Annotated in this window: 19 protein-coding genes; 13 read left to right on the forward strand and 6 right to left on the reverse strand. The window is 58.8% G+C overall.

The window, feature by feature from the left end; genetic code table 11:
* The 7 genes from K8U03_10290 to K8U03_10320 all read left to right on the forward strand — a co-directional run bounded on the left by K8U03_10290 (nt 1) and on the right by K8U03_10320 (nt 9,634).
* Nucleotides 1–2,454, forward strand: a complete 2,454-nt coding sequence (locus tag K8U03_10290) for a hypothetical protein (protein MCE9605277.1) — start codon at nt 1–3, stop codon at nt 2,452–2,454.
* Nucleotides 2,438–4,210 (forward strand): tetratricopeptide repeat protein, encoded by a 1,773-nt coding sequence (locus K8U03_10295; protein ID MCE9605278.1) that lies wholly within the window; start codon nt 2,438–2,440, stop codon nt 4,208–4,210. Before K8U03_10290 ends, K8U03_10295 begins: the two co-directional genes overlap by 17 nt.
* Before the next feature lie 141 nt (nt 4,211–4,351).
* Nucleotides 4,352–5,824, forward strand: coding sequence for a cell wall metabolism sensor histidine kinase WalK (locus K8U03_10300; GenBank protein MCE9605279.1), 1,473 nt, complete (start codon nt 4,352–4,354; stop codon nt 5,822–5,824).
* A 39-nt stretch (nt 5,825–5,863) separates the two neighbouring features.
* Nucleotides 5,864–6,244, forward strand: a complete 381-nt coding sequence (locus tag K8U03_10305; protein MCE9605280.1) for a response regulator — start codon at nt 5,864–5,866, stop codon at nt 6,242–6,244.
* Nucleotides 6,241–6,567, forward strand: a complete 327-nt coding sequence (locus K8U03_10310; GenBank protein ID MCE9605281.1) for an STAS domain-containing protein — start codon at nt 6,241–6,243, stop codon at nt 6,565–6,567. Before K8U03_10305 ends, K8U03_10310 begins: the two co-directional genes overlap by 4 nt.
* 67 nt (nt 6,568–6,634) lie before the next feature.
* Entirely contained in the window at nt 6,635–8,386 is a 1,752-nt protein-coding gene (gene tadA, locus K8U03_10315; GenBank protein MCE9605282.1) for a Flp pilus assembly complex ATPase component TadA, read from the forward strand.
* A gap of 51 nt (nt 8,387–8,437) precedes the next feature.
* Complete coding sequence (locus K8U03_10320) at nt 8,438–9,634, forward strand: type II secretion system F family protein (protein MCE9605283.1); 1,197 nt, start codon at nt 8,438–8,440, stop codon at nt 9,632–9,634.
* A gap of 99 nt (nt 9,635–9,733) precedes the next feature.
* Here the strand turns inward: K8U03_10320 and rpsU are convergent, their stop codons facing one another.
* A complete protein-coding gene (gene rpsU, locus K8U03_10325) occupies nt 9,734–9,922 on the reverse strand; it encodes a 30S ribosomal protein S21 (GenBank protein ID MCE9605284.1) in 189 nt (62 codons plus the stop codon).
* 418 nt (nt 9,923–10,340) lie between these two features.
* On the opposite strand from rpsU, the gene K8U03_10330 reads away from it, so the two are divergent.
* Nucleotides 10,341–10,640 carry a hypothetical protein gene (locus K8U03_10330; protein ID MCE9605285.1) on the forward strand — a complete coding sequence of 100 codons (300 nt, stop codon included), beginning with the start codon at nt 10,341–10,343 and terminating at the stop codon, nt 10,638–10,640.
* Nucleotides 10,641–10,926: 286 nt separating this feature from the next.
* Nucleotides 10,927–11,235, forward strand: coding sequence for a hypothetical protein (locus tag K8U03_10335; GenBank protein ID MCE9605286.1), 309 nt, complete (start codon nt 10,927–10,929; stop codon nt 11,233–11,235).
* Between the two features lie 110 nt (nt 11,236–11,345).
* On the opposite strand, the gene K8U03_10340 is transcribed toward K8U03_10335, so the two are convergent.
* Complete coding sequence (locus K8U03_10340; protein MCE9605287.1) at nt 11,346–11,570, reverse strand: hypothetical protein; 225 nt, start codon at nt 11,568–11,570, stop codon at nt 11,346–11,348.
* Between the two features lie 699 nt (nt 11,571–12,269).
* Between K8U03_10340 and K8U03_10345 the strand changes: the two genes are divergently transcribed.
* From K8U03_10345 to K8U03_10360, 4 genes are all read left to right on the forward strand, one after another.
* Nucleotides 12,270–12,848 carry a sigma-70 family RNA polymerase sigma factor gene (locus K8U03_10345; protein ID MCE9605288.1) on the forward strand — a complete coding sequence of 193 codons (579 nt, stop codon included), beginning with the start codon at nt 12,270–12,272 and terminating at the stop codon, nt 12,846–12,848.
* 70 nt (nt 12,849–12,918) lie between these two features.
* Complete coding sequence (locus K8U03_10350; protein ID MCE9605289.1) at nt 12,919–13,851, forward strand: hypothetical protein; 933 nt, start codon at nt 12,919–12,921, stop codon at nt 13,849–13,851.
* 211 nt (nt 13,852–14,062) lie between these two features.
* Nucleotides 14,063–14,806, forward strand: a complete 744-nt coding sequence (locus tag K8U03_10355) for a hypothetical protein (protein ID MCE9605290.1) — start codon at nt 14,063–14,065, stop codon at nt 14,804–14,806.
* Between the two features lie 94 nt (nt 14,807–14,900).
* The gene (locus K8U03_10360; protein MCE9605291.1) at nt 14,901–16,103 is read left to right on the forward strand and encodes an amidohydrolase family protein; all 1,203 of its coding nucleotides are present in this window, start codon (nt 14,901–14,903) and stop codon (nt 16,101–16,103) included.
* A 153-nt stretch (nt 16,104–16,256) separates the two neighbouring features.
* On the opposite strand, the gene K8U03_10365 is transcribed toward K8U03_10360, so the two are convergent.
* The 4 genes from K8U03_10365 to K8U03_10380 form a co-directional block, all read right to left on the reverse strand.
* On the reverse strand, nt 16,257–16,529 hold the full coding sequence (locus tag K8U03_10365; protein ID MCE9605292.1) for a BON domain-containing protein: 273 nt from the start codon (nt 16,527–16,529) through the stop codon (nt 16,257–16,259).
* 405 nt (nt 16,530–16,934) lie between these two features.
* A complete protein-coding gene (locus K8U03_10370) occupies nt 16,935–18,299 on the reverse strand; it encodes a hypothetical protein (protein MCE9605293.1) in 1,365 nt (454 codons plus the stop codon).
* A gap of 151 nt (nt 18,300–18,450) precedes the next feature.
* The gene (locus K8U03_10375) at nt 18,451–19,083 is read right to left on the reverse strand and encodes a response regulator transcription factor (GenBank protein MCE9605294.1); all 633 of its coding nucleotides are present in this window, start codon (nt 19,081–19,083) and stop codon (nt 18,451–18,453) included.
* Between the two features lie 2 nt (nt 19,084–19,085).
* Entirely contained in the window at nt 19,086–20,288 is a 1,203-nt protein-coding gene (locus K8U03_10380) for a PAS domain-containing protein (protein ID MCE9605295.1), read from the reverse strand.
* Nucleotides 20,289–20,362: the final 74 nt, after the last annotated feature.

Consider the following 20,362-nt stretch of genomic DNA (forward strand, 5'->3'; position numbering starts at 1 on the left):
ATGAAGACACTACTACGCTTAGCACTGTTGTCGTTGTGCGCCTCGGGCGGCGTATTGATCGCCATCCATCTCGCTACGAAGCGACCAGCCGAAGTCGCTGCCGTCGCCGCTCCTTCTACGGCGCCTCAGCCGACTGAAAAGCCCACCGACATCGAGACGACGGCACCGAGCGCCTCCGAATCGCAACGCATCAAGGCCGTGGCCAACGCACAGCGCTTAGCGGCACGCGTTCCACGGTTCGAGTTGATCCAGCCTCGAGTCGCTGCCGAGTATCAGCCCGAGACGCGCAACACACGCAATCCGACGGAAGCCCGAGCGCCGCAGTATGTAGCACAAGCTCCGGCGACGGATCCGAACGCCGGCCTTGGTGCCTTGCTTAACGTACTCCAGCAGAGCCAAGCCAATCCCCAGAACCAAGCCGGCCCGGGCATCTCGCCGACACAGACTCTCGATCTGTTGAAGATGATCCAGAATCGGAGCGAGCAACACAACCAAGAAATCCAAGCGCTCCAGGCACAAGCCGCAGGGTTGAAACCACCGGCCGCGACTCCGCCTGCCAACGGGCCTGCATTGGGTGCCCCGATCGCGCCACCAGCGGCCCCCGCACCGGCACGGCTGGAAGAAGCTTTGCCGACCGATAGCAAAACCGTTGAAAACAAACTCGATGCAACAGGCCGAGCGGCCGAAATTACCGTCTCGCCAGGTCCGAAGGGGGAGATGGTCGATGCCCCCGGCGCGGTCGCTTCCGAAGGAGACGGCCGGCTCACGATCAATGCCCGCGACGTCGACATTCGGATTTTGCTTGAGCAACTTGCCGAACAAGCGGGCCTGAACATCTTGGCCGGTCAAAGCGTGGTTGGTGCGGTGAGTCTTAATCTGCAGCATGTCGGCGTCGAAGATGCACTCGACGCCATTCTCAAGCTCACTCGCTTCGTTGCTCGCCGCGACGGTGAGTTCTACTACATCGGCACCTCGGAAGATTTCGTGGCGATGGAGAAGGCGCAAGACCGCATCAGCACGCGCGTCTATCGGCCCAACTATATCAATGCGAAGGAATTGGCGACGGTGCTCACTCCGCTACTGACTCCGGTCACCGGCAAGATCAGCATCACGGCCCCGGCCCATATCGGCATCGCTTCCGATACCGCACAAGCCGGCGGCGATTCCATGTCGCAACAAGATGCCTTGGTCATTCAAGACTACGACAACGTTTTGGGGCAAATCGACCAAGTCGTGAAGGATCTTGATCGTCGGCCCGCTCAGGTTTCGATCGAAGCGATGATCGTCAGCGTAACGCTCAACGACGCCAACAGCTTCGGGGTCGACTTCCAAGTGTTGCGCGACAAGCAGAACGTCCGCTTCGGTTGGGGAAGTCCGCGACAGGCTCCGCTCGAAGGTGGCGGAACGGTCGATCCGACGACCGGCGGCCAAGTCGGCTCGTTCCAGTTCGACACCGGCGGCCTTAAATTCGCGTTTCTCGACGACAGCCTCGGCGTGTTTCTTAACGCGCTCGAAACGGTCGGCGATGCCAACGTCATCGCGTCGCCGAAGCTGCTTTGCTTGAATAAGCAGAAAGCGGAAATCTTGATCGGCCAAAAGCTCGGCTACATCAGCACCACCGTCACGCAAAACTTCTCCACGCAGAACGTCGAGTTTCTCGAAGTCGGAGCTCAGCTGCGTCTGCGACCGTTCATCTCCAGCGACGGCCTGATCCGCCTCGAAGTCCATCCGGAACTTTCCGAAGGCTCGGTCGTCGTCAACGGCGGGTTCACGTTGCCGCAAAAGACGTTGACCGAAGTAACGACCAACGTCATGTGTCCCGACGGTTGCACCGTAATCCTCGGCGGCTTGATGCGCGAGAACCTTCGTTCGACGACGACGCAAGTGCCGTTCATGGGGAGCTTGCCCGGCGTCGGGCCGTTGTTTCGCAGTAAGACGGAAAACGTCGAACGAGTCGAGATTCTTATCTTGCTTACGCCGCGCATCGTCAACGACGGGCAAATCGCAGCCGAAGGGGCCAAGTTCGAGGCCGATGCCAAGAACATGGAGACCGCGAAGTTCCATCGCATGACACCGCTCGGCCAAGCCCACCTAGGTCGCGACTATACCGATCGTGCTCGCACGGCGCTCGCGAACAATAACCGAGCCCTCGCACTCCGCTATGCGAAACTCGCCGTGCACTACGATCCGCTCAATCGAGATGCGATCCGTGTGTTGCACGACGTCAACACGGCCGGGGGCGCGACTGCCGTCTCGCAAGGGTTCGGCGTCCAAGCCGTGATCGGCGAGGGCGAAGAGCCCGTGATCGACGGTGAGATGCCGGCGTGGATGTTGGAAGATTTAGGTCGTAGCGAAGGTGTCGTCTTGCCCGAGCATCCAGGCGATCCGGGCGTTCCCGGCCGTCGCACGGATGTCGTTCGTCCCGAGGTGTTTCGAAATGAAAAGCGCAAATAATCGCTTCGTACGAACCTTTGCCTGCGGTGCCGTGGCGCTTGTCGTCGGCGGCTGCGCGGTCGGCGGCGTGCCGCTTTTTAAGAAGTCGGAGAAGACCGAAGAGGCGCTTCCCGACGTGCATCCGATTCGCAAAGAGCGGGCATCGTTGGCAGCGAAGAAGTTCGACGTCGAACGGAACGCCGCCGAATATCAAGCCGCCGCGGCTGAATGGCGCCAGGGGAATTTCAAAGCTTGCCGCGACGGTATCGACAAGATTCTGTATCGCGATCCGGCGCATCGCGACTCTCTCATTCTGCTCGCCGAGTTGGAACTCGAGCATGACCAGCCGGAACTCGCCGTCGACATCTTACGGCGCGGAATTGCTGCGCACCCGAAAGATGGAGAAATGAGCTACAAGCTCGGCCTTGCGCTGGAATCGGCCGGAGAAAGTTCGGAAGCGCTTCATCATTTCCACATGGCGGTTCAACTCGCCCCGCAAGAAAAAAAATTCGCCGATGTCTTCAAACATGCGGAAGAGCACGCCAAACAATCAGCCGCTCAGGATGGCGAACAAGTCGCCGACGGCAAAGTAGCCCCGGCGACGCCGGACGACAACGAGACTTCCGACAATTCCGGTAGCGAGCCGACGATTCAGCTGACCGCCAACCAATCACCGCTGGAGGTCGATCCGCAAAGCTCGACAAAACCATCGTCGAGCGTGTCGTCGCCGATCGAGTTGGCCGTTGCCGACTGGGAAGCGGGACGCAAAGAAGCTTGCGCTAAAACCGTCGGCGAAATCCTCGCCCACGATCCCAAGCACATCGATGCGAACATCTTGCAAGTCGAACTCGATCTCGACGCCGGCCGCAGCGACGAGGCCCGAGCGCGCATCGAACGACTCGCCATTCGCAATCCGCAAAATGCCCAAGTCCGACGAGCCTGCGCGTTAGCCTATGAAGCGTTGGGCGACGCGGCACGTGCCGCCACATCGTTTGCAGCGGCGGAAACTCTGGAACTCGGCGCGATCGAAGACGCTCCCAGGGTCGCGATCTCGGCTCGTGCAAAACGAATCAAGCCGACTTCCATCGAGCCCGCTTCCATCAAAGTGGTATCGATCTCCGAGACCTTACAGCAAGCGACGCCGATGCCGACGGAATCGTTGCAATCGGAATCATCGACCATCGAACCGCCGAATCTCCTGGCCGCCGACACCCTCGCACCGGCGCTGCCGATCTTGGGTCTGGAAGTAGATGAGCCCGAAGCGCCCGTGAAAGCGACCGTTTCCACGGTATCAACGGTTCGCAACTCGGTCGTCGATCGGTTAACCAACACCGGTGCGGTGCCGCGCCGGAGCGCTCAGCAATTACTCGACAAGGGAGAAGTATTTCTTAAGGCCGGACGCTTCGACGACGCCCAACGAGAACTCTCCGCGGCGATTTCCGCGAATTCTTGCGTAGTTAAAACCGCATCGGCCGCGGCCCTAGCACCGTTAAGATACGAACAATCGGCGCTCGCGCTCGATCTTGCGCGGGAGGGTGTTAAGAAATTCCCCGATTCTGCGGGTCTACACCGGATTGAGGGGACCGCGGCGCTCCGCTTGGGGCGGCACCTGGAGGCGGAGGCGGCTTTGCGACAATCGTTGTCTTTGGACAACTCGCAAGCACTGACCTATTTTTTGCTGGGCTCCGTCTACGACCGCCTGGGAAACCAAGAGGCGGCGGACCGGCATTTACGCCAAGCGGCGCGACTTGATCGTCGATACGCTGTGCGAAAATAGTCGCGACGGAGATTCCCTGCCGAACTCGAAGCGCTTGCTTCCGAAGCTGGGCGATGAACCCGAGGGGTTGATCGCTTAAGACTTGGGAACGGAGCGAAACGAGCGGCGGTTTCCAGGGAACCTTCACTACCGTCGTCGACTATGAATAAGAATCGCATCTCGCCGTATGCTTGGCTTATCGCGTGCTTTACGCTGATTGCATGCCTGACCGTGGCAATGGCATGCACGCTCAGGAATTCGCAAGCAGGCTTGCTCCTCTCGATGATCGCAGTCATCGCCGCGGCGGCATCGGGCGGCATCTGCATCTGGACGATTCGGCGCATCTGTCGCGAGCAAGCGATCGCCCGCCGCTATCTGGAACTTCTCGTCCACAGCGACGATCCGGCTCTGGCCTCGATCATTAATCTGGAAGCGCTGCCGGCCGTCGATGAACATTCGACCTGGATGCGGCCGTTGACGCAGATTCGCGACTATCTCGCCTCGTTTCACGAACGCCAAGCCGGTTGGGATGCAACTCGCTCGGCGTTGGAAGTCCGTCTACAACGGACCACGGCGCAGGCCGAACTCATGTCGACCGTCCTGGCGAATATCGGCGAGCCAGTGTTCGCGATGAACGCCTACGAGGAAATCGAACTCGCCAACGAGCATGCGAAGAAGCTCCTGCATTTATCGGACGGCGATGAGAAGCGCCCCCTCTCGAAGATCCTGCCGTGCGGCAAGCTCACCTCGATGGTGAACGACGTGCGTCGTCGCAACGTGCCGACGCAACGCTGCGACGATTTCGAGCTCGACGATGCCGATGGAAACAAACGCTGGTATCGCGCGACCGCCTCGAACTTGCTGGCCGATGTCACGGCAAGCGAACAAGGCTCGGGCGTCGTCGTATTGCTGCGAGACATCAGCGTGCAGCGAGGCATGCAGCAACAGCACGCCGAGTTCGTTTCGGCCGCCAGCCATGAAATGAAAACACCGCTCGCCGGCATCAAGGCTTACGTCGAACTCCTTGCCGACGGCGATGCCGAAGACGAAAGCTCGCGCGAAGAATTTCTCGGCGTCATCAACAACCAAGCCGATCGCCTGCAACGCTTGATCGAAAACTTGCTGAACATCGCCAGAATCGAAGCAGGGGTCGTGAAGGTCAGCAAGCAAAGCCGGGGAGTGAACGAGATCCTGAACGAAGCGATCGGCGTCGTACAACCCTCGGCCGATGCAAAGCATATTACGCTGGTCTCCGACCTCAGCCCGTTATATCTCGGAGCGCTCGTCGATCGAGACATGCTCATGCAAGCGGTAATTAACTTGCTGTCGAACGCCGTGAAGTACACGCCGTGCAAAGGTCGCGTAACGCTCCGCAGCCGACTCGCCGACCAAGAGATCCATATCGAAGTCGAAGATACCGGCGTCGGCCTGAACGAAGAAGATTGTGTGAAGGTGTTCGATAAGTTCTATCGGGTCGACAAAGACAAAAACATGGCCGCAGGGACGGGGCTCGGTCTGCCGCTCGCACGCCATATCGTCGAAGACGTCCATAGCGGGCATCTTACCGTTCGCAGCAAGGTCGGCGTGGGAAGCACGTTCAGCATCGCGATTCCGAATGTGGGACGAAGCGTTTAGTTTCCGTTTGCCGAAGCGATCTTCAAGAGGAGATAAGTCATGAGCAGACACGTTTTACTTTGCGACGACGAGATCGCGATTATTCGCGCAGCGGAAATCAAACTCACACGTGCCGGCTTTCGCGTCACCTGCTGCTCCGACGGCCAAGAGGCGTTCGAGACGATTCAACGAGACAAGCCCGACTTGCTGATCTCGGATTGCCAAATGCCTCGCATGGGAGGGCTGGAGCTTATTCGCCGACTGCGAGCAGACGAAGCGACGTGCGACTTGCCGATCATGATGCTCACGGGCAAGGGCTACGAATTACCGCGTGAAGAATTGCAGACGAAGTACGGCGTGATCGAAATCATCGCAAAGCCGTTCAGCCCACGCGACGTATTGAAAATCGTCGAGAACCTTTTCGTTGCGAGCTCGACATGAACCTTACGACGGAAATTTTCGGCGCTTGCATGGTCGTTCACGCGCCCCAAGACCTGGGACGCGAGCAAGCCGAACGATTTCAGAACTTCCTGCACTCGCTCGAGCGAATTCAGATCATTCTCGACATCGACGACGTCGAGCAAATCGACAGCTCCGGGCTCACTGCACTCGTCGAGACGCAGGAGCATCTTCGTACGCTCGGCGGCGACTTGAAGATTGCGACGGACAGCGCCGTGAATCGGAAGATATTGGAAATCACGCGTATCGACCGGCAATTGGAAGTCTTCGAGAGCGTGATCGACGCAGTGAAGAGCTACCGCTAACCCCCGATATCGTTCAGACGCGCCTCGCAACCACGTTCGCACGCTCCACGCTCGCACGGCATAACCTATGAGTTCTTCTCTTCATCCCGGTGCCGCTCCTGTCAAGCTCGGCGACTTGCTGCTGCGCCACGGGTATCTGACCGAAGACGGGCTGCGCGCAGCCCTCGATCAGCAGAAGAAGGATGGGCGAGGAAAGTTGCTCGGCGAAATCCTCGTCGATATCTCGGCTTGCTCGGAAGATCAGATCGCCGAATGCATCGCGGCGGAATACGGAGTGCCGTTTGCGAAGCTCGAGCTTCGACTTTGCGATCAGAAGATCGTGGAAGTGTTGCCTCGCGAATTCATCGAAAACAACTTGGTGATGCCGCTGTTCGTCGTGCGGAACATCCTCACGCTCGCGCTCTCCGAACCGTCGAACTTGTTCTTGATTGAAGAAGTCGAGAAGCTGACCGGCTTGCGAGTGCAGACCGTCGTGGCGACGGCGAAAGACATTCGCCGAATGATTACGTCGCTGCCGAACTCGAAGGTGTTCGTCATCGACGACATCATCGAAGAATCCCAGTCGGGCGACGTCACGCTGATCGAAGACGCCGTCGAAGATATCAGCGATATGGCCGAAGTGGCCGGTCAATCGCCGGTCATTCGGCTCGTGAACTACGTGATCTACAACGCGGTGAGGGAAGGTGCCAGCGATATTCATATCGAGCCGGCCGAAAAGTGTGTGCGCGTGCGCTACCGGATCGACGGCCGACTGTATAAGTCGCTCGAAGTGCCGGTGACGCTGCTCAGCGCGCTCACGAGTCGCATCAAAATCATGGCGGGGCTCGACATCAGCGAACGTCGGCTTCCGCAAGACGGTCGGATCCACGTCATGCTCGACGGTCGAAAGATCGACTTGCGTTGCAGTACGTTTCCGATGAATCGAGGCGAAAAGACGGTAATTCGCGTGCTCGATACGCGCAGCGTGTCGCTCGTGCTCGAAGACCTCGGCTTCTCGGAAGACATTCTCTCAGGCCTGACGCAATTGATCAAAGCGCCGAACGGCATCGGCCTCGTAACCGGCCCGACCGGCAGCGGAAAATCGACGACGCTCTACGCGATGCTGAACAACATCAGCTCGATGGAGAACAACGTCTGCACGGTCGAAGACCCAATCGAATACAACTTGCCGCTGATCAATCAATTTCAGATTCAAGAGCGCGTCGGGCTGACGTTCTCGAAGGCCTTGCGTACGCTGTTGCGGCAAGACCCGGATGTGATCATGGTCGGTGAAGTGCGCGACGAGGAAACCGCGCGAACCGCAATTCAAGCCGCCCTAACGGGCCACTTGGTGTTCAGCACGCTGCATACGAACGATGCCTGCTCGTCGATCACACGGCTCATCAACATGGGGGTCGAATCGTATTTGATCGGTGCGGCATTAAACATGGTGCTGGCTCAACGGCTGCTCCGGAGAATTTGTCCGAAATGCAAAGCCGCGTACGAGCCGCCTCGCACCATGCGCAAAGCGATCGAAAAGATGGGCTTCGAGATCGACGAATTTTACAAAGGGGTCGGCTGCAAGAACTGCCGCAACACCGGTTACAGCGGCCGTATCGGCGTGCATGAGTTGCTCGTGGTCGACGACGAGATTCGCGACATCGTCGTGACGAACCCCACGGTCGCGGCCGTGCAAGCCGCCGCCAACCGCAAGGGCATGGTCACGCTCAAGCAAGACGGATTCCGCAAGGTGCGCGAAGGAATTACCACGATCGAAGAGGTGTTGCACATCGCCGGCGATATTCGCGACGCCGGAGAAATCATGAGCGGCACGACGTAATCATCGCGGGGCGTGTGAAGATTTTCAGAGTGCTGGTTTCGGAGATGGCTCGTGTCGGCTGCAACATTTGAATACCGCGTTCGCGATGCCCTCGGCAAAGAGCACGAAGGGACCGTCGACGCGCAGAATCAAGAAGACGCCGTGCAGATTTTGCGACGCGACGGTTTTCAAGTGATCGAGATCGAGGAAGGTGGCGGCGGAGGTATCCTCGCGCCGGGCATCAAGCGCACCGACATCATCTATCTCACGTGCCAACTCGCGATCATGGTCGACACCGGCATCACGCTATCGACCGCACTGCAAGGAATTCTCGAGCAAGAGAAAAACCTGACGCTGCGTAAAATTCTCGTCGAGATGCGTAAGTCGGTCGAATCCGGCGGTGACTTCTCCGAGGCACTCGCGAAGCATCCCAAGTATTTCGACAAGACGTACGTCTCGATGATCAAAGTCGGCGAGGCGACCGGAACGCTGGCCGAAATGCTCGAACGGGTCGCGCTCTATCTTCGCAAAGAGATGGAGATGCGCAGCAAAGTAAAGTCGGCGATGGCATATCCCGCCATCATGGCGTTCATTGCGATCAGCGTGACGATCTTTTTGTTGACCTACATCTTGCCGCAGTTCTCGCCGCTGTTCGCGAAGAAGGGAATGAAGCTTCCCGGACCGACGAAGATCAGCATGGCTCTTTCCGACGCGCTAATTCACCATTGGTATTGGTGGATCGCCGGGATCGTCGGACTTATCGTCTGCTACGTGTGGGGACGACGCACGCCGCAAGGCCGCAAGATTTGGGACTCGTTCGTCATCAGTGCGCCGCTCATCGGTAGCGTGACGCGAAAAGTCGTCATCAGCCGGTCGTTGCGAACGCTCGGCACCATGCTCAACAGCGGGCTCTCGATGCTCGAGGCACTCAAGCTCACGGCCGAAGTTTCAGGCAATTACTACTACGAACAACTCTGGCTGAAGGTGCTCGACGAAGTAACGCAAGGAAACGAGATCTGCGAATCGCTTCGGACTAGCAGCCTCTTCCCGCCGATGATCGTGCAAATGATCTCGGCCGGCGAGCAAACGGCGCAACTCGGCCAGGTGCTCGAAAAGGTGAGCAACTACTACGATCATGAAGTGGAATCGTCGATCAAGACGGCCACCGGCATGATCGAGCCGATTCTCATCAGCGTCATGGGGGTCGTCGTCGGCACGATCGGCCTGGCGCTCTTGCTCCCTGTCTTCTCGCTAAGCAAGGCGCCGTAATCGAACGCGGCGAACGCGTTTGGAGATGATCTCTGCTTTCAAGTGCGACGGCTAGCGCATGCGATGCCGCGCACTTGAATTCTCGATACCGGACGCTGCTTATCCGGTGATCGCACGACGCGCACGTCGTTCCGAACGGAGGCGGGCACGGCGACGTGTCTCGCTCGGCTTCTCGTAATATTCCTTACGGCGCATTTCCTTCTTGATCCCGCTGCGCTCTACCAACTTACGGAAACGACGGACCGCTTCCTGGATCGATTCTTTGTCCCGAACAGTCAGCTTTACCACAAATCCTCCTTTGCCTCGGATCGAAACGCCACCCACACTCGACTAGGAACGATTCTAGTATGTGTCGGTAAACACCTTATGTAAAAACAAGATCAGCCGAAAGAACTCGCCAGTCTATCGCTTCGGCAGTTCCGTGTCCACCGCTTAGAGAATGCCCCGGCGAACCCCGAAAAAGAGACGTTCTCGGTCCGAGCAGGGGGTGCCAAGCTCCCTAGGTCGGAATTCTGCATTGCCGGCTGCCGGCATGACGCGGCGTCGAGCCCCCGACGGGCCGAACGCCGGAGACGAGAAACAGGGCGAAGAATCCGCAATATCCGGTCGATGGTTTTCAGAGAGACCCCGCGCGGAGTGTCGCACTTCCTGCTGATCGGCAGGTCATGCGACGCTCTTCCATCATCGCCTTGGCAGAGGTTCCCTCGTGACGCAAGAATCGAACTCCGCGAATCTTCTGGCCGACTTAGAAACACGCCAAGACGAATTATTGCGACTACTCGATGAACTTGAGCAGCGGACGAAGCAGGCCTTGGCAAACCTGCTGGCTCCCGCCAAGCCGGCGATCGCATCAGGTACGCTGCAACATGTCGCGCAGCAGCTCGTCGCCCCGCCACTCGGCAAAGGCGATGTCGCGGCGACGGAACCGCGCGTAGTCGTCGCGGAAAACGCGGCCTCGAAAGAAGAGCCGAAGATCGCGCGCTCGCGGCGGAAAAAAGCGGCTTAACGGCCGCGAGCGTTTGCCGAGCATTCATCCGGTGGCGCGCGGCTACTCATCGCCCGCTTTTTGACCTGAAAATTTGCGGTAGCATCCGCAGCGCTCGGTCTTCTTTCAGGTTCGTAAGACTGTCGCCGTTTTCGAGGTTACTAAGCGTTAACGTCGCTGGATTGCGCTTTCGGCGTTCTGCTTCTAGCGGGAAGCTAAAGCGTGTGCCGCCGAATACCGCGCCGCACCGTGAAGGCCGCGATTATCGCCTCACGAAAAGATGGATTCGCAAAAGGAACAGCGTCCCATGAAAAGTCGCATCGTTTGCTCGCTCATCGTCTCGGCCATCGCGCTCTCGCTCATTGCACCGCAAGCCGCGGAAGCTCGCGGGCGCGGGGCGCCAAGCCCGTTCGTGATGACCCCCGACGGCCTAATTCCGAAGTCGGTTTTCTATCAAGACATGATCCTGATGCCGGGCACGCTCGAAGCCTACCGCCGACAAGAACAGCAATACTACGACCGGATGAACAAGAATAAGAACAACACGGATGCGACGAGAACGACGGGCGTCAGGAATACGGCCGTGAAGCCGACGATCACGAAGAAGAAAAAGTAGCCGCCGACTTCGATACGAAGTATTCGGTAAATGAAACAGGGTGCGCGACTTGAATGTCGCGCACCCTGTTTTCGTTTAACGAACCAAAGCACTTTGCTTAGGTGTTGAGCTTAGCTGCCGGTTCCGGTCGCCGAAGGAGCGACGGCGGCAGGCTTCGTGGTCTCGGTCTTGACTTCCGTCTTCGAAGAGCCGCCGTCCGGCGTGCTCGTCGAGGTCTTGGTTTCGGTCGTCTTCGTGGTCGCGCTGGCGGCCGTACCGGTCGGCTTTCCAGCCTTGTCGTCGCAACCGGTGAACCCGAGGCACAGCAACGCGGCGAGTAGAGCAAACTTCTTCATCTTAAAATCCTTTTCGAAAAGAGTGGGCGATGCGACGGCTGAAATCGTTTTCTTGAAGTCGAGAAAGATCTACACGATGGAGTGCGTCAAAGCGCCGTAACCGTGTTCATCGCTCGAGGTCGAAGATCCGTCGATCTAGAATTAAGAGCCGAGATGGCCCCGGTTTTATTCCCTGATAAAAAAACAGCGGGGGATGAAGCTGAAATGCTGCATCCCCCGCGTGTATGAAATCAACGGCGACTTCCAACGACTAGTGCTTAGCAGCGGCCGAACCGGCGCTACCACCAGCAGCCGAACCGGTCGGCCTGGCAGGCTCGCTGCAACCGGCGACACCGAGACAAACCAACAACGCAATCATGGCAAGCTTCTTCATAGTAATTAACCTTTCGCCTAATCGACCCTACGGCTCTGCTCGCCCGACAGGTCCATCCTGCTAGCGGAAGCCGTAATACATGATCCCCGAGGTACGGGGAATTATTCCCTGAAGAATCAAAATAAATTATGATGCGTAGCGAACGTATTAAAGACCGCCAAGCAATGGGCATCAGTCTAGCGATGCCGGCACCCCGCGCAAAGTATGGGGAGTCGATTCCTCCCGAAATTCTTCCTTATCCAGTCTGCCAATATGATTTCGTTCGATTATTCCGGCTTACGGAATAACCGAGCCCGCTCGAGTCTCTTACCTTAGGGATCGCCATTTTGGACGGTTCGACGAGCGCCGATATCACGCGTCTGGTCGCGGAACATCATGCGGCGGTCTACCGCGCGGCTTTTCGACTTTCAGGGTCGACTGCCGATGCGGAAGACCTAACGCAGCAGACGTTCCTCACGGCTCACCGCAGCCTAGGGCAGCTTCGCGACCAGCGAGCCGCTCTCGGTTGGTTGATGGCGATTCTTCGCAGCTGTTTTTTGAAGGCGTATCGCAAACGTCGTCCCCTTTCGGCCGACCATTGCGATCTGGATCTCGAGCTTTGCGCGGCAAGCATTCCGCCGGAGAGCGAGATCGATGCCGAGCAATTGCAAAATGCGCTCAACGAACTTTCCGCCGACGCGCGTTTGATGCTGACGATGTTCTACTTCGAGGATCTTTCCTATCGCGAGATTGCAGCAGCGACCGACACGCCGATCGGCACCGTCATGAGTCGGCTCTCCCGAGCGAAAGAGCAACTGCGGCGAAAACTGAGCGAGAAAGAAACCACCGAACGAAGCAACTTGAAAGCAAGCGAACCCCGGCTCCCCGATCGCTTTGTGGAAGACGAACTGACGACCCGACGATAGCGACCCAACGATGGCGAACTAAGCGACGATCTCCAGAGCGCGCGATACTTAAGGCAACGCGAAGGGCACGATGGCTGACCGACCCGAACAATCCGCTTCCGATACGCCGCTGACGTCGGCACCATCGTTGTCGCCGGCCGCCGCTTACCTAGCGTTAGATGCTTGTCGTCCCGGCTCCGAAGATCTTGATCGCGAGCTACCGCCGGAAACTTCCGCAGCGGTGCGAGCCGCGATGCGAGCGGACGAACAGCTAGCCGCGCAATACCGTTCGCTGCAGCAATTCGACCACGTCGTCGCTACCGCATTCAGCGCCGTCTCCGTTCCCACGAATTTGTTGAACCGGCTCACCGCCGCAATCGCGCAGCAGCAAGCCGAGCAAGAGTTCGAGCAGGTCGCCGCGCGTAGTACCGCTGAAATCGGTGCTGGGGAAATTGCCGCACCGCTAGAACTTGCCGAGAACGGCGACCGGCAACTTTCGCGACGTCGTTGGCTACGAATTGCCGGCGGCGCCCTCGCGTCGACCGCGGCCGGACTAAGTTTCTTGTGGTGGCGGCAAGCGACGGAGCGGCCCGACCTCACGCTGGAAGATGTACTCGATCAGACGCTTGCCTACCATCAATCGAGCGACGCACAGCCCCGCGAGGCCGTTCCCGTTTCTCGTGTTCCCGCTCCGGCCGAATTTCCGATGAGCCGATTGCTCGTCGGTCTTAGAAGCGTGCAGCGGTGGCGGAAGCTTGACGGCCGTTTCCTGGGCCGCGCCGGTGTCGCTTACGAACTGGCGGGCCCGAATGAAAAGTCGGCGACGCTCTACGTCTTGGCTGCGGAAGGCCGACGCGGCTCGCCCGACATCCCGTCTCTTCCGGATCAGCCGTTAAACCCTATCACGACCGGCGGCTTCACGTTGGCCGGCTGGCGCGAAGCGGAGCGGATCCAACTGCTGGTCGTCGAAGGAGACGCGGAACGCTACCGCGGCTTCCTCACGCATCCCCGCGACGTCGCCTAACGTAGCAAGCACGCTTCGCGCGTGCCCGCGGCTTAGTTGCACGGCCTTGCCGGCAAGGCTCGCGTCTTCGTTACTTCCGGTATAAACGGAAAAGTTTCTCAACCCTGTCGGGTGCGCCGGCCGAATCGGATTGTAGGCGCGAGTATCCCGTCGACCGACGGCCGCGCCGAAAGAGCTTTACGTCGGCAGGTCGATCTCGGGGGAAACTCAGATGAAAGTCGTCTACTCGTTGTTCGCGTCGCTTGTCGTCGGTGCGATCGTGCTTCCGATGTCGCTGGCGCAAACCCCAAACACGACACCTCTCCGCTATCCTTCGATGGCGCAGTCGACGATCGAGGTGAAGACGGCCCGCTCGGCCGCTCCCACGCCGACCCCAAAGCCTGCGAGCACGGGAACGGCGAGTAAGGGCACTCTACCTACTGGGACGCCGACCACGATCACTGCGCCGAGCATCCCGGTAGTGAGCACCCCGGCACCAAGTTCTCCGACTCCGAGCACTCCGGTAAGTAATTCACGGATCGTAACCGAGACGCGCCCAACGACGACGCTTCCGACGAACACTTACACGCTTCCACCACACGAGACGGCCACGACGCCGATCGTCCTCGGGCCGACACAGCATGTGCCGTTGTCGCTCGGGGCGCTGACGCCGACCCCTGAGATGTGGTTCTACGAACAAATGCGGCAAGATTATAACAATCCGCAACTACAGGTACGCCGCAACTCCGAGCGAGCCGCCGCAGAGCGCAAGGCGCGTATCGCTTCCTGCGAATGGTACGGCGTAAGCCCTTCGCGTCCGATGGCGTATACGACGCCGCACATGTACCACTACTCGCCGACCTGGGCTTCGAATTCGCGCCGCCCTTATTACTGGGGCGGCACGCCGACGACGGCCATCTCGATCGATGCTCGGCAAGTTCCGGCCATGGGCGTTTCCGGAATCGGTACTTGGTAGAGTCGTCGGGAGTTGCCGGCCGAGCGTCGGTAGTTCATCTTAAGCGTTTCCGCTTCGGCGATTCTTTTCGCCGCATCGCAACGTCGAGATGATTATGCCGCCGCTAGAATTCTCCGCTCGTCGCTACGACACGCTTGAGTTCGTCACCGTCTCGATCGATCGAGGCCGCATCAGCCGCGTTCGTCCGCTCACTGTCGAGCAAATTGCGAACCTCGGGCCGCGAGCCGCACGATTGCCGTGGGTCGCTCCCGGGTTCGTCGACGTGCAGGTGAACGGTTGGGGAGGGCAAGAGTTCAGCTCTTTCGAGCTCACTCCGGAGCGTGTTGCCGCAGTCACGCGCGAGCATTATCCGTTCGGCGTTACGGGCTACTGCCCGACACTCACGACGCAAAGCTACGCTTGCCTCGCGCATGGGCTAAGCACGATCCATTCCGCCTGCGAAACGATTCCGGAAGTGGCTCGGTACGTCGTCGGCATCCATCTCGAAGGGCCGTTCTTCTGTACCGAAGACGGCCCGCGCGGCGCGCATCCGAAGGAACATTGCCGCGATCCCGACTTCGACGCTTTTCGTCGGCTGCAAGATGCGGCCGGCGGGCGGATTCGGATTCTCACGATGTCGTGCGAGTTCCCCGACTCGGCAGAGTTCATCGCGCGCGTAAGCGAGACCGGCGTTTGCGTGGCGATCGGCCATACGGGCGCCGATGGGGCGCAGATCCGCGCCGCCGTCGATGCGGGAGCGAAGCTCAGCACGCATCTCGGAAACGGCGCACATCGCATGCTCCGACGACATCCCAACTATCTCTGGGACCAACTCGCGGAAGATCGCCTGACGGCGAGCCTTATCGTCGATGGGCATCACCTGCCGGGCGAGGTCGTGAAGTCGATGGTGCGCGCGAAGACGCCCGAGCGCGTCATTCTTGTCAGCGACGTTTCAGGGCTCGCAGGGCTTCCAGCCGGTCGCTACCAATCAAGCGGCTGCGAGCTTGAGATTCTCGCCGACGGCCGGCTCGTCATCGCCGGGCAAGATCAACTACTGGCCGGCGCATCGCTTCCGATCGGGTTCGGCATTGCGAACGTCATGCGGTTCGCAGGAGTAGATCTGCAGACGGCGGTGACGATGGCCTCGACAGGTCCGGCCCGCCTCATCGACGCTCCGCACGGCGGACTGCGCCCCGGCGATCGAGCCGATCTCGCGCTCTTCACGTTGGACGGCGGAAGCACGACCGGAGCAAACCTTTCGCTTAAGGTGCAAGCGACGATCGCCGGCGGAGAGCTTCTCTTCGGCTCAGTAAGCTGAAAACTCAGTAAACGAAAAAACTGCTCGAACCTGCTCTTGGCCTCGTCGTGATCTATTGCAACTTCGTTCTTGAAAACGATGACGCAAGTTCAGCGAACGAAATCCTATGAGCGATTCGAGCAGCCTATTTCTATAAAATTGTAAACTGCGACCTTAGTTTGCAACTTCTACACGGTCGATCAGCCGAACGACTCCGGCGACCCGCTTGCAGCGTTGTTGCGAAAGTTGCTTTTCGTAATAAGTCCGCACGGTGCCGCGGAGCGTGACGATTCCATCGACCGCATCGACTCGCAATTGGCGAAGCCCCGGCATATTGCTATCGGTGAGAAACGAGACGACTCGACGTCGCAGATCGACGTCACGATCCGATTCGTTTGCTGCTACGGCAATCACCCCGGCGATCGAACTGCTGTCTGATGAAACCACTTTTCACACTCCCTAATTCTCGAAGAACCGAACGGTCCCGGCGTCGGTGCCGCAGACGCGAGCCCTAGTCAAATGCAAAGTGCATACCAAGCCGAGAGGGCAAGCGGTGTTTTCCATCCAGGCCTTTTAAGCCCTATTCGCATCGCAAGCCGAGCGAACATCTTAGGAACCGATTGTTGAATTCACCTTAGGAAATGAATAGTTCTTGGTGACATGGGTTTGCGCCATTCCAGTGCATCGGCCGCCTGAGCGCGAGGCAGCCGGCATTGAAAGAGGGTCTGCCGTAAAACCTTACGCAGACGAAACATTTCACGTCGTCTTCGTCGCCACTACCGAGGACGACTTCACCGATCGACGATTAACCATCGCCGGCTTGAAATCGACCACCGTGCGTCGGGAAAATTCTTAGGAGCCGCTCCACGAAAAACCCAGTCCCGACTCGGTGAGACACGACGTACCGACCATCCCGTCGGTGACCTTGAACATCGACGGATAGCGATCGCGCCACCCTTCGTTGGCCTTAGGGCAGTATTGCCGGCCGTTCCCCTCGATCGCTTGCACGGATGGAATACGTGCCGAGAGGCTCGCCGAGTGCAAGAACGAAGCGCCGGGACAAGAGAGATCTTGCACGCAAAGAAACATCCCGTATTTCTGCGCAGCCGCTCCCATGAGCAGAGCTTCGGTATGCCCCTTACACGCCTTGAGCGCCACGCCGGAATAGCCGAGTTCGCGACAGAGCATCAAGCTTTCGAGATCGAGTAGCGACTCATCGATGACGACCGGCTTGATCTTCGCGGCCGCGTGCATCTTATTTTCGGGATGCGCCTTAAGATCGCGGTGCGTCGGTTGCTCGATGTAATGCACTCGACGAAAAGCTGCCGGCGACTCCGCTTCGACTCGCGCCAGGAAGTCGAGAATGTATTGCACGTTGCCGCACTTTTCGTTGAAATCTAAAGAATAATGCCAAGTATCGCAGCCCCGTGCCGCTTGTGCCGGAGTTGAGACCTTCTCGACTTCAACGACTCGCCTTACGTCCCAATCCAAGTCGTCGCCGTTGAGCTTGATCTTTAAGTGCGTCAACCCGTTGAACGCGATCCACTCCGGCAACGAGTTCGGCAAGCCGTCGTCGAGGCGATTCACGACGTCGGAATCGGCCAACGGATCCAACGCGCCGACCAAGTGATACAGCGGCATCTGCGGTTTCGGCGTGCGCAGCGTATAGCGATCGAGATACTCGCCGGCGAATTCAGGCGTGAGATAATGCGCCAAGTCGTGCGACATGAACTCAGGCCCAAGCAGGTTATAGGAATTCGCGCCGAGCGTGCGGCCTTGTGCATCGTGGATCGCCGCTTCGAGCGGACTTGCGGCGACGAGTTGCGCAAGGCGAGGCATCGGTGCAGCGAGTCCGAGATCTTTGACGACCTCTACGGCGATCTTTGCATGCAACTCACTAAGAGCGACCGTGATATCGAGCGGATGGCCGAATTCGCGATAACCGCCGGCCTGCTTCGCGAACCGCTCCGCGAATTCGACGAGCGCCCGTTCGGTGTCCGGTGCCGGAACCGCGCCGGGCCAAGCCCATACGTTTCCCATCGGCATGGAGCCGAACCCTCGACCGCGCTTACCGGCTCGCGTCTCGACATCGACGAACGTGTGGAATAATGTCACGTCGGTAACGACTCGTCCGCCGAATTTGATCGGCGAACGATACGCAAATCGCTCTACCTTCGTCTCGAGGGAAAGTAGGCGAATATCGGCAGGCTTCGACACGGTTGCACTCCGCACTCGGAAAAAGACGACGACTCGGAGCGTCGTCGAAAAGTGCGACGCTTAAGAGGCGCGAATTCTAGCCGATCGCAGAGGCCGGCGAAACCGGCGATGCCGCGCCCTTGTTAAAACGTAAAGGGAGCGAACGATTCGCTTAAACTAGATTTTTGCGCACGGCCCAAACCGCAGCTTGCGTCCGATCGTTCACGCCGATCTTGCGCAGGATGTGCTGCACGTGTTCCTTCACGGTCTCGTAGCTGATCCCGAGCGCTTGGCCGATTTCTTTGTTCGTGAGGCCATGCGCCAATTGCCGAAGCACTTCCGATTCGCGTTGCGTCAGCGGCACTTCGATTTCGCCAGCCATACGCGGCGTCGCAAGCGCGCCGGTAACTCGGCGCAACTCTTCGCGCGTCCAAACGTCTTCGCCGGCGGCAGTCTTGCGAATGGCCGCGATCAGGTCGTGACGTGAGGTTGATTTCAAGAGATACCCGTTCGCTCCCAATGCCACGGCCCGAGCCACATAGGTCGGATTATCATAGGTCGAGAGCATCACGATCTTCACTTGCGAGTCGTCGATCCGCAGCCGGCTCAGCACGGTGAGCCCGTCCATTTCCGGAATGCGGACGTCGAGCAACACGACGTTCGGCTTCCATTTCTTCACCGCGGCGATCGCTTGTTCGCCGGTGCCGACATCGGCGACGACGGAGATATCCGATTGGGATAACAAGCCGGCGATTCCTAAACGAACCACTTCGTGGTCATCGACGATGAGAACTTTGATGCTCATGATTACGTTTCGTTGGTGTCATACGGCGTGGGGTTGGTCGGCAACACGATGTCGATCGACGTCCCCCGTCCCGTCTCGCTCTCGATGCGAATCGTTCCGTTCAATAGTCGCGTTCGTTCTTCGATTCCTCGCAGACCGTAGCGTTTCGCCTTCCGGTTCCCGATTTCGAAACCGCAACCCCAGTCGCGAACCGTCAAACTCAACTGCTGATCTCGTTGTTCGAGCTTCACCGCGGCTCGCTTCGTCGCCGCGTGTCGCACGACGTTGTTCAGAGCTTCCTGCACGATGCGGAAAATCGTCGATTCGACCACCGCCGGGAAACGACGGGCTTCGAGTTGATGCGTGAATTCGATCTCTAGACCGTCCTTGGCCTCGTGATTCGCGACCAAATAGTCGATCGCACCGACGACCCCCAACTCATCGATCACGGGAGGGCTTAAGCCGCCTACGAGACGTCGGGCTTCTTCAAGAGCGTCGCGCAATAGCTGCGTGGCGGTTGTTACGTCTTCGTGTTTCGCGTCGGCTTGAGCGACGTCGCGGGCGTTGCAAGCTTCGAGCCGCAAGAGCGCTCCGGTCATGAGTTGCACGATGCCGTCGTGCAGATCGTAGGCCGTGAGTGTTCGATCGCGATCTTGCACGGCGATGAGGTGGCGTAAATAAAGCCGTTCGGCAGCCAACGTTTGTTGCATCTGCTTCGTCGCCGTGTTGTCGCGAAACAACACGACTCCACCAGCCAAGCCGCCTCGTTCATCCTTCACGGGCGCGGCAGTTACCTTGAGCCAGCGCCCTTCGGGAATGCTTTCATTTCGGACGATCATCTCGACATCGCGCGAACGGAAGCCCCACATAGCGCGGATGAGCGGAAGTTCGTCGTGCGGAAACTGCGTCTGACCGTCGGGTAGGAAAAGGCCGTAGGCCTCGGAAAGGTCGGGGACTTGTCCTTCGGCAATTCCTCGGCCGAGAATCTGCTCGCCCGCCGGATTGAATTGCGTGAAACGACCCGTTTGATCGACTGCCGCAAGTCCATCGGCTAGACTGTCGAGGATCGATTGAAGCAGGTCTGCTTTTCGTTGCAGGGCTGCCGAAGAATGCGAATCGTCGGCTTGCTTCGCGTCGCTAAGCTGCTTTATTTCGCTCGAAACGGACGCCGTGCCGATGGGCGGAGAATGAAGCTTCGTAGAATCGGTGGGCAACGTGCTACTCACGCTCGCGCTCCGCACGATCGAAGATTTCGACAGGTCGTTCGTTCCGTTGGCAGGCATGGGCAAGCCGTGCTAGA

It is taken from the genome of Planctomycetia bacterium, from assembly GCA_021413845.1.
Lineage (GTDB): Bacteria > Planctomycetota > Planctomycetia > Pirellulales > PNKZ01 > PNKZ01.